This window comes from Chloroflexota bacterium (assembly GCA_014360805.1).
In the GTDB taxonomy this organism is placed as follows: Bacteria; Chloroflexota; Anaerolineae; order DTLA01; family DTLA01; genus DTLA01.
In genome coordinates, this window is sequence record JACIWU010000110.1 from 1 (window position 1) to 7,679 (window position 7,679).

Annotated in this window: 7 protein-coding genes; 3 read left to right on the forward strand and 4 right to left on the reverse strand. The window is 66.8% G+C overall.

All coding sequences use genetic code 11. From position 1 onward, the window contains the following. The 4 genes from H5T65_13180 to gatB all read right to left on the reverse strand — a co-directional run. Window positions 1-211: hypothetical protein (locus H5T65_13180; GenBank protein MBC7260181.1), on the reverse strand; the 211-nt coding region annotated here is incomplete at its 3' end. 3 nt (window positions 212-214) lie between these two features. Then, a complete protein-coding gene (locus tag H5T65_13185) occupies window positions 215-805 on the reverse strand; it encodes a hypothetical protein (protein ID MBC7260182.1) in 591 nt (196 codons plus the stop codon). A gap of 106 nt (window positions 806-911) precedes the next feature. Further along, entirely contained in the window at window positions 912-2,162 is a 1,251-nt protein-coding gene (locus tag H5T65_13190; protein ID MBC7260183.1) for a Glu/Leu/Phe/Val dehydrogenase, read from the reverse strand. A 161-nt stretch (window positions 2,163-2,323) separates the two neighbouring features. Further along, a complete protein-coding gene (gene gatB / locus H5T65_13195; GenBank protein MBC7260184.1) occupies window positions 2,324-3,757 on the reverse strand; it encodes an Asp-tRNA(Asn)/Glu-tRNA(Gln) amidotransferase subunit GatB in 1,434 nt (477 codons plus the stop codon). A 325-nt stretch (window positions 3,758-4,082) separates the two neighbouring features. On the opposite strand from gatB, the gene H5T65_13200 reads away from it, so the two are divergent. From H5T65_13200 to H5T65_13210, 3 genes are all read left to right on the forward strand, one after another. Beyond that, window positions 4,083-4,532 carry a hypothetical protein gene (locus tag H5T65_13200; protein ID MBC7260185.1) on the forward strand — a complete coding sequence of 150 codons (450 nt, stop codon included), beginning with the start codon at window positions 4,083-4,085 and terminating at the stop codon, window positions 4,530-4,532. A 125-nt stretch (window positions 4,533-4,657) separates the two neighbouring features. After that, complete coding sequence (locus H5T65_13205) at window positions 4,658-4,945, forward strand: hypothetical protein (GenBank protein MBC7260186.1); 288 nt, start codon at window positions 4,658-4,660, stop codon at window positions 4,943-4,945. A 271-nt stretch (window positions 4,946-5,216) separates the two neighbouring features. Beyond that, entirely contained in the window at window positions 5,217-7,421 is a 2,205-nt protein-coding gene (locus H5T65_13210; protein ID MBC7260187.1) for a CapA family protein, read from the forward strand. The last annotated feature ends 258 nt before the right edge of the window (window positions 7,422-7,679 follow it).

A 7,679-nucleotide genomic window follows, 5' to 3' on the forward strand; every position in this document is an offset into this window, starting at 1 on the left:
CTGAGATGCGCACTTCGGGCTGGAGCCGCATGTACGCCTCGGCCCAGGCCAGCGCCAGGTTCACCAGGGTGTCCGAGCCTTTCTGCTGGATGCTGACGGCGGGCGGTGGTTCGGTGCCGCTGGCGGGTTGCGGCGAGCCGCACCGCGCGAGCGCCAGCGCGACCCATGCGCCCAACCCGATCGCTGCCGCAATCCGCAACATCCGCGCCATCGCTTACCCCTTCAGCGGTCGCCCAAGCCTGGGCTTGCACAGAATCTCCAGCACGCGGAAGTCAAAGAAGTCCTGGGCGTTGGCCGGGAGCACAACCATGGCCGTATCCGCTCCGCGCCCGGTGCCCGCCACGGTGATGGCCGGTTCGCCCACGCGCACCAGGCCCGCGTCGGCGGCCATGATGGCAATCTCCACGCCCACCTTCACGCCCTGGGAGAAGTTGCGCAACACGAACGCGATGAGTTCGTCCAGCATGTAGGTGCCGAATTCCTTCCGGACGGCGCGGTTGATGCCGCCAAAGGCGTGCTGGCAGGTGAGGAGTTTGGCGCCGGTGGCCAGGATGGCCTCTCGGTTCGCGTCGGTCAGTTCCTGCGTGTTGGGCGCCTTGAACCCGTGGCTGTGGGATACCACGATCAGGTCGTAGCCGCGGAACGCTTCGGCGGCCCGCACGCCGGTCGCGCCCGTCGTCGTGGCGACAAGGATGGCGCGGATGCCGAGTTGATCGGCGCGGGCCTTGGCGATTTCCAGCGTCCTCTCGGTGTTGGCCGGCCCGGCCCGCTCAAAGTACACGCAGGGTACGACTGACTCACTCACAGCAGCGTTCCCTCCTTTCGGCAGCGCACACGTTTCCATCACACAGAGAAGCGCCCTGGGGCACACCCAGGGCGCTTCTAGAATGCTCGCAAGGGGAAGCGGGCTTCTAGGCCCAGCCGCGCAACCTCATGGCCTCGGCCACACGGTGCACGGCCACCAGGTATGCCCCAACACGGTTGTTCACCTTGTGCTTCTGGGACATCTCATGGACGGCATGGAAGGCCGCCGTCATCTTGTGGTCCAGTTTCTCGTGAACCTCTTTAATTGGCCAGTAATAGTCGTAGGCGTTCTGGACCTGCTCAAAGTAACTGACGGTAACGCCGCCCGCGTTGCACAGGAAGTCGGGGATGACGTACACGCCGTTGGCGAACAGGATCTTGTCGGCCTCGGGCGTGGTCGGGCCGTTGGCGAACTCGGCCACGATCTTAGCCTTGATGTTGGCGGCGTTCTTCTCGGTGATCTGGTTCTCCAGCGCCGCGGGGATGAGCACCATCACCTCCAATTCCAGCAGTTCTTCATTGGTGATGTTCTTGGCGCCGGGGAAGTTGAGCACGGAGCCGGTCTTCGCCTTGTGCTCCGAAACCGCCTTGGGATCAAGCCCTTCCGGGTTGTAGATGCCACCCTTGGAGTCGCTGACGGCGACGACCTTCATGCCCAGAATCTCCTGGGCCAGGACGTGGCCGTGGTATCCGGCGTTGCCGTAGCCCTGGATGGCGCAGGGCGCGCCCTTCAGGTTCAGGCCGAGCGCCTTGGCTGCCTCGCGGATAGTATACACGCCGCCCCGCGCCGTCGCGTCGCCGCGGCCCGCGGAACCGCCCAACGGCAGCGGCTTGCCGGTGATGACGCCCGGGACGTTGTAGCCCGTGATGATGCTGTACTCGTCCATCATCCAGGCCATGATCTGCGGGTTGGTGTACACGTCGGGGGCGGGCACGTCAATCTCGGGGCCGATGAACTTGGCGATGGCCCGGATGTACCCGCGGCTCAGCCGCTCCAACTCGCCCTGCGACATCTCCTTGGGGTTGCAGATGACGCCGCCCTTGCCGCCGCCCAGCGGGATGTCCACCACGGCGGTCTTCCAGGTCATCCACGCGGCCAGCGCGCGCACGGTGTCAATGGTCTCCTCGGGGTGGAAGCGAATGCCGCCCTTGGTCGCGCCGCGGGCGTCGTTGTACTGCACGCGGAAGCCCTTGAACACCTTGACGGTGCCGTCGTCCATCTTCACGGGGATGGTTACGTGCAGTTCGCGCATGGGCTCGCGCAGGAGCGCATGGATGCCAGGCTCCAGTTTCAGGATGGCTGCTGCCTCGTCCAATTGCTGTTGTGCGATTTTGAAGGGATTCAGTTTCTCGGTCATGTCCAAAAACTCCTTTGTTTTAGATTTTCACTGGGCGAAGAGTGGCTCGTCTTTGAGCCGAGAGGGATACTTCGGTTCCAATCACCTCCTTGTGATGGATATCCTGTGAATCGTGGCGCAATCCGTGCGGATTATAACACACTGTGGCGGGGAGGCCAAAATCACCGCCTTTCCGCCAGGAGCGCCCGCAGGATTTCGGCGGCCAGGGTGGGGTTGGCCTGCCCCTTGGTCGCCCTCATCATCTGCCCCACCAGGAACTTGAGCACTTGCTCCTTGCCGGCCAGGTACTGGGCCACGGCGTCGGGGTTGTCGGCGATGACCTGCCGCGCGACCGCCTCCAGAGCCGAGGCGTCGCGGACCTGGGCCAGCCCTCGCCGCCGCACGATGTCCCGCGGCGACTCGCCCGTGGCCGCCATGTCGCCCAGCACGTCCTTGGCGATGGTCGTCGTGATGACGCCCTCTTGTATCAACCCCATGAGTTCGCAAAGTTGCGCCGGGCGGATGGACAATTGGCTCATCTCCAGGCCCCGCGCGTTCATCAGGCGGAAGATCTCGCCGGTGATCCAGTTGGCGGCGCCCTTGGCGTCGCCGCCGAGGCGCACCACGGCCTCAAAGAAGTCGGCCACCTCCCGATCGGCGGTGAGCACGCCCGCGTCGTAGGCACTCAGCCCGTAGTCGCGGACGAACCGATCCCGCCGCGCCTCGGGCAGTTCGGGCAGGCGCGCCCGTATCGCCTCTACCCATTCGCGGCTCAATTCCAGCGGCGGCAGGTCCGGCTCCGGGAAGTAGCGGTAGTCGTCGGCTGATTCCTTGACGCGCTGGACTACCGTGCGCCCGTTGGCTTCGTCCCAGCCCATGGTAACCTGCACGACGCGCTCGCCCGATTCCAGCAGGCGGCGCTGGCGCTGGATTTCGTACTCAATGGCCTGCTTGACCGAGCGGAACGAGTTGAGGTTCTTCACCTCCACCTTGGTGCCGCGCAGGTCGGTGCCGGCGGGCCGCAGCGAGATGTTGACCTCGCAGCGCATGGAGCCTTCTTCCATGTTGCCGGAACTGACGCCCAGGTAGCGGAGGATCGTCCGCAGGCGGGTCAGGTACTGGCGGGCCTCCTCGCCGGTGCGCAGGTCGGGCGCGCTGACAATCTCCATGAGCGGCACGCCCGCGCGGTTGGCGTCTATCAGGCTGTGCTCGCCGGTGTGGATGAGTTTGGCCGTGTCCTCCTCCAGGTGCACGCGCTCAATACCGATGCGCCGGACCTGCCCGTCCACGTCAATGTCCAGATAGCCGTCGGAGCAGAGGGGTAGTTCGTACTGCGAAATCTGGTAGCCCTTGGGCAGGTCGGGGTAGTGGTAGTTCTTGCGGGCGAAGCGGGAATGGGCGGCGATGCGGCAGTGGAGCGCCAGGCCGGTCATGACGACGAATTCCACGGCGCGGGCGTTGATGACGGGGAGCGTGCCGGGCATGCCCAGACAGATGGGGCAGACGCGGGTGTTGGGCGGCGCGGCGGCGTAGTCGGCGGCGCACGCGCAGAACATCTTGCTGCGCGTCAGCAGTTGGGCGTGGACTTCCATTCCGATGATGGCTTCGTATTCCATGGTTCCCCCGCATGGCGGTGTCGGGTGGATTATAGCACACAAGCGCCGTTTGCGCGCATGGGGGGGAGGGGAGCGAAAAAGCGGTGCGTGGGGAGGTGGGTCAAGCGCAGGGCATCGCGCAACGGATCCAGGAGTTTCTTGCGTCTTTCGGCAGTAGATCGTTCATGTATTCGTAACCCCATTGACTTGCCACGGAAGTGTGCTATAATATACACACAAGGCTTTCCTATGCGTGCAAGCGGTTGGAGATGACGCTGGCGTCGGCGCTTCGCCCCTCCGCCGCGCGCATCTCAACCGCCGCGGTGTTAGCCAGGGAAGTGAGAGCATGAACCGAGTACTCGCATACGATCCGGGCCTCCTCCCGACCATGCCCGCGCCTCAGGGGGGCGAAGCCATCGAACTCCGTGTCTCTGGGCTCCCCCCTTATAAGGACACGTCCTTCTCGATCCGCAACCCGAAGCACAAACACCACGAACGATTCGTAGCGCTGCGCGCCGCTGCGATCGAAGCAATGGCAGGGCGAGCTTGGTCGCATGGAGCAATCGGGCTGGATCTCGAGGTCCATGCCCCAAACCTGGAGCCGGGGCGCACGCTGGTTGACTATCTCGCTGGTGTGATGGACACGTTGGACGGCTCGCACGGTACGCACTTCACCTATCTTCCAGTCGCCTACAACGACGACTGCCAGGTTTGCGATAGTGCATGCATCTTCAATCGATCTGAGGATGAATGGTATGCCGTACAAATCAGGTTCCTGGCTAACAGCGGCATGTAGCTGACGGCGCTGCGCGCCGCCGCTGATGCTGAGCGTTGGGTTGCCGATCCATAGCATGTGGCGCCCATCGTGGTTCACCACAGAGCCGAAAGCGGTTAATCTTCTTCTGCTAGGAGGTTGTGACAGTGAGTGCCGAACAGCTACCTCAGGGGACCGCACAGTACATTCAATCGCTGGAGAACCGAATTCTCCGGTTGGAAGAGAATCTCGCTGCCTCTCAGGCCGCGCTCCAAACTGTTGCATCGCAGGTGAATGAGATTCGCGCGCTGATTCCAAATTCCGGTATCGTCAGCCCGTCATTCCTGCGGCGAGCCTTCACAATATGGGGGCACTATTTCGTGGCGCAGCTCTTGATTGCAATACCAATCTACTGCATCGCCGTCGCCCTCTTACTTAGCGGAGGCGACTTCTAGCACGTGTCGCTCGTCGTCCTAGAGCGTGTCGTGGTAGCACAACACCTCGTTGGAGCGGACGCCCCCTGGGTAGGGTGTATGGTGGGAGTGGATCAGCGGCGCCGCTCAGCTCCCATCTATAGGCGGATGCCGCTCCGCCGCGCTTCGCGGCGCGACGGCTTCGCCGCTTGTCGGCCCTGCTCGCTGACGCTCGCGGCGGCCGTAGGGCTGCAGGGTCTCGGACTGCCCGCTCGCAATTGACATCCCGCCCCGTCGCGGGTAAAGTAGCCCCGTGAGACGACTCCTGACGCTGATCCTGCTTGCGATTTCGCTGGCCGCGTGCGCATCACCCGCGCCCACGCCGACGGGCACGGGCAGCCCGCCTGTCGCCGCGACGGCAACGCCGCGCCCATCGCCCGCCGCCTCGCCTACCCCTGCACCCACGCCGTCGCCGACGCCCGTGCCATCGCTGGCGCTCCAACCGCAATGGGAATACCCCACCGCCGCGAACTGGCACGAGACCGAGGCGTTCTGGACGCTGGACGTGGCCGACCTGGACGGCGACGGCGTCCCCGAGATTTTGGCCGGCTCGCACGACCGCTACTTCTACGCCTTTGCCGCCGACGGTTCGGTGCGGTGGCGGTTCCGCGCCGAGGCGGTCATCTACGCCGCGCAGGTGATTGCCGCTCCCGATGGCGCGCCGCGCATCCTCGTCGGCGACGATTCCGACCGCGTGTACCTGCTGGACGGCGCGGGCGATGCGGTCTGGCAGGCGCGCCTGGACGGGCGGGTTACGCACGTGGCGGCTCTGGGCGACACGCTTGTGGCCGCCACGTGGCGGGGCACGCTGGCCGCCTTTGACCCTGCGGGCGCGGCGCGGTGGACGGTGCAACTCGCGGGCGCGCCCGTCTCGCTGGAGGCCGCATCCGTGGCCGGCGCCGACATCCTGGTGGGCCTGGATTCCGGCCACGTGGTGGGCGTCGCCGCCGACGGCAAGGTCGTGTGGGACCAAGAGGCCAGCCGCCTGCCGGTTCGGGCGCGCCCCTCGGCGCTGGGCGGGGCCACGTGGGTTTCCGGCGATCAGGCCGGCACGCTGACCGCCTGGAACGCGGAGGGCGGCCGCCTGTGGCAGGTGGCGCTGGGCGGCGGGATGCCGGCGTGGGCCGAGACCGAGGTCGCCGACGGCCCCGCGCTCATCGTCGGCGCGGGCGATCCGGTGAATCTCGTGATTGCCCTGTCGCCCGAGGGCAAGATACGCTGGCAGGCCGCGGTGGCGGGCGGCGTGTGGGATGTGGCCGCGGCCGACCTGGACGGCGACGGCGTGCCGGAAATCCTGGCGGCGACGGAGGGCGGCACGGTAACCGTCCTGTCGGACGCGGGGCAGGTGCGCGGCGTGTGGTATGCGCCGTCGCGGGTGGCGGGGATTCGCGTCGCCGCGCTCCACGCGGGCGGCGCGCCGCAGGTGGTGCTGCGCGAGGGGCGATTTGTCCATGTCCTTGCGCCGGTGGTTGGCGGTGTCCCCGCGCCGATTCCCACGCCCGGCCCGCCTACGCTTGCGGCGTGGGATGGCGCGTTGCCCGCCGAGGAGGGTACGGTGCTGCTGGCCGCCGTCGGGGATGTGATGCTGGCCCGCACCGTGGGCGAGTACGCCGACCGGTACGGCGCGGACTACCCCTTCGCGCCGGTGGCGTCGGCGCTGCGGCAGGCCGACATCGCGGTGGCGAACCTGGAATGCGCGATTGCGCTGGGGGGCGAGCCGGCCGTGAAGACCTACGTCTTCCGCGCCCATCCGTCCATGGCCGTGGGGCTGGCCCGTTCGGGGCTAAACGCGATGTCGCTGGCGAACAACCACATCTTGGACTTCGGCGTGGCGGGCATGGAGGAGACGGTCGGCCATTTGGCGGCGCAGGGGCTGGCGATTGTCGGCGCGGGGGAGAATCGCGTGGAAGCCGAGCGCCCGCTCTTCTACACCGTCGGCGGGGTCAGGGTGGCGCTGGTGGCGTGGCTGAGTTATGCGCGGGCGGCGAACTTCGCGGCGGGGGATGCCCGCCCTGGCGTGGCCTACCTGGACGACCTGGACCGGATGGCGCGCCAGATTGAGGATGCCAAGCGACAGGCGGACGCGGTGGTGGTGATCCTGCACGGGGGCATGGAGTACGACCCTGCGCCGACGTCCGAACAGCAGGCGGCCGCACGCCGCGCGGTGGATGCCGGCGCCGACCTGGTGGTGGGCCATCATCCGCATGTGCTCCAACCCACCGAGATATACAAGGGCAAACTCATCGTGTACAGCCTGGGCGATTTCGTGTTTGACATTGACAACTACGACGAGGCGCGGGATGGCGCCATCCTGTGGGCGTGGATCGGGAAGGATGGTGTGCGGCGGACGGAACTGTGGCGCACGCGCATCGTGCACGACGCGCAGGTGCGCTTCCGCGCCGACGCGGGCGGGCAGGTGCAGCGCGAGGTGCTGCTGCCTGCGGGCGGCGTGCCGTAACGCTGGGCGTGGCGGCATGGCCGCGCGGGGCTAAACCCCCGCGCTACGTGGACGAAGCCCCTTCGGGGCTGGTGCTAGCCCGCAGGGCTTTGCGCGTTCAGCCCGATGCTTCAGCGTCGGGCGGGGCGTGGCGGCATGCCCGCGCGGGGCTAACCCCCCGCGCTACGTGGACGAAGCCCCTTCGGGGCTGGGGCTAGCCCGCAGGGCTTTGCGCATTCAGCCCGATGCTTCAGCGTCGGGCGGGGCGGGGCGGCATGC

What these genes read in the sequence shown, in the direction of transcription:
- H5T65_13200 (MBC7260185.1), top strand. Translation starts at nt 4,083, where the DNA reads ATGAACCGAGTACTCGCATACGATCCGGGCCTCCTCCCGACCATGCCC.
- H5T65_13190 (MBC7260183.1), bottom strand. Translation starts at nt 2,162, where the DNA reads ATGACCGAGAAACTGAATCCCTTCAAAATCGCACAACAGCAATTGGAC.
- gatB (MBC7260184.1), bottom strand. Translation starts at nt 3,757, where the DNA reads ATGGAATACGAAGCCATCATCGGAATGGAAGTCCACGCCCAACTGCTG.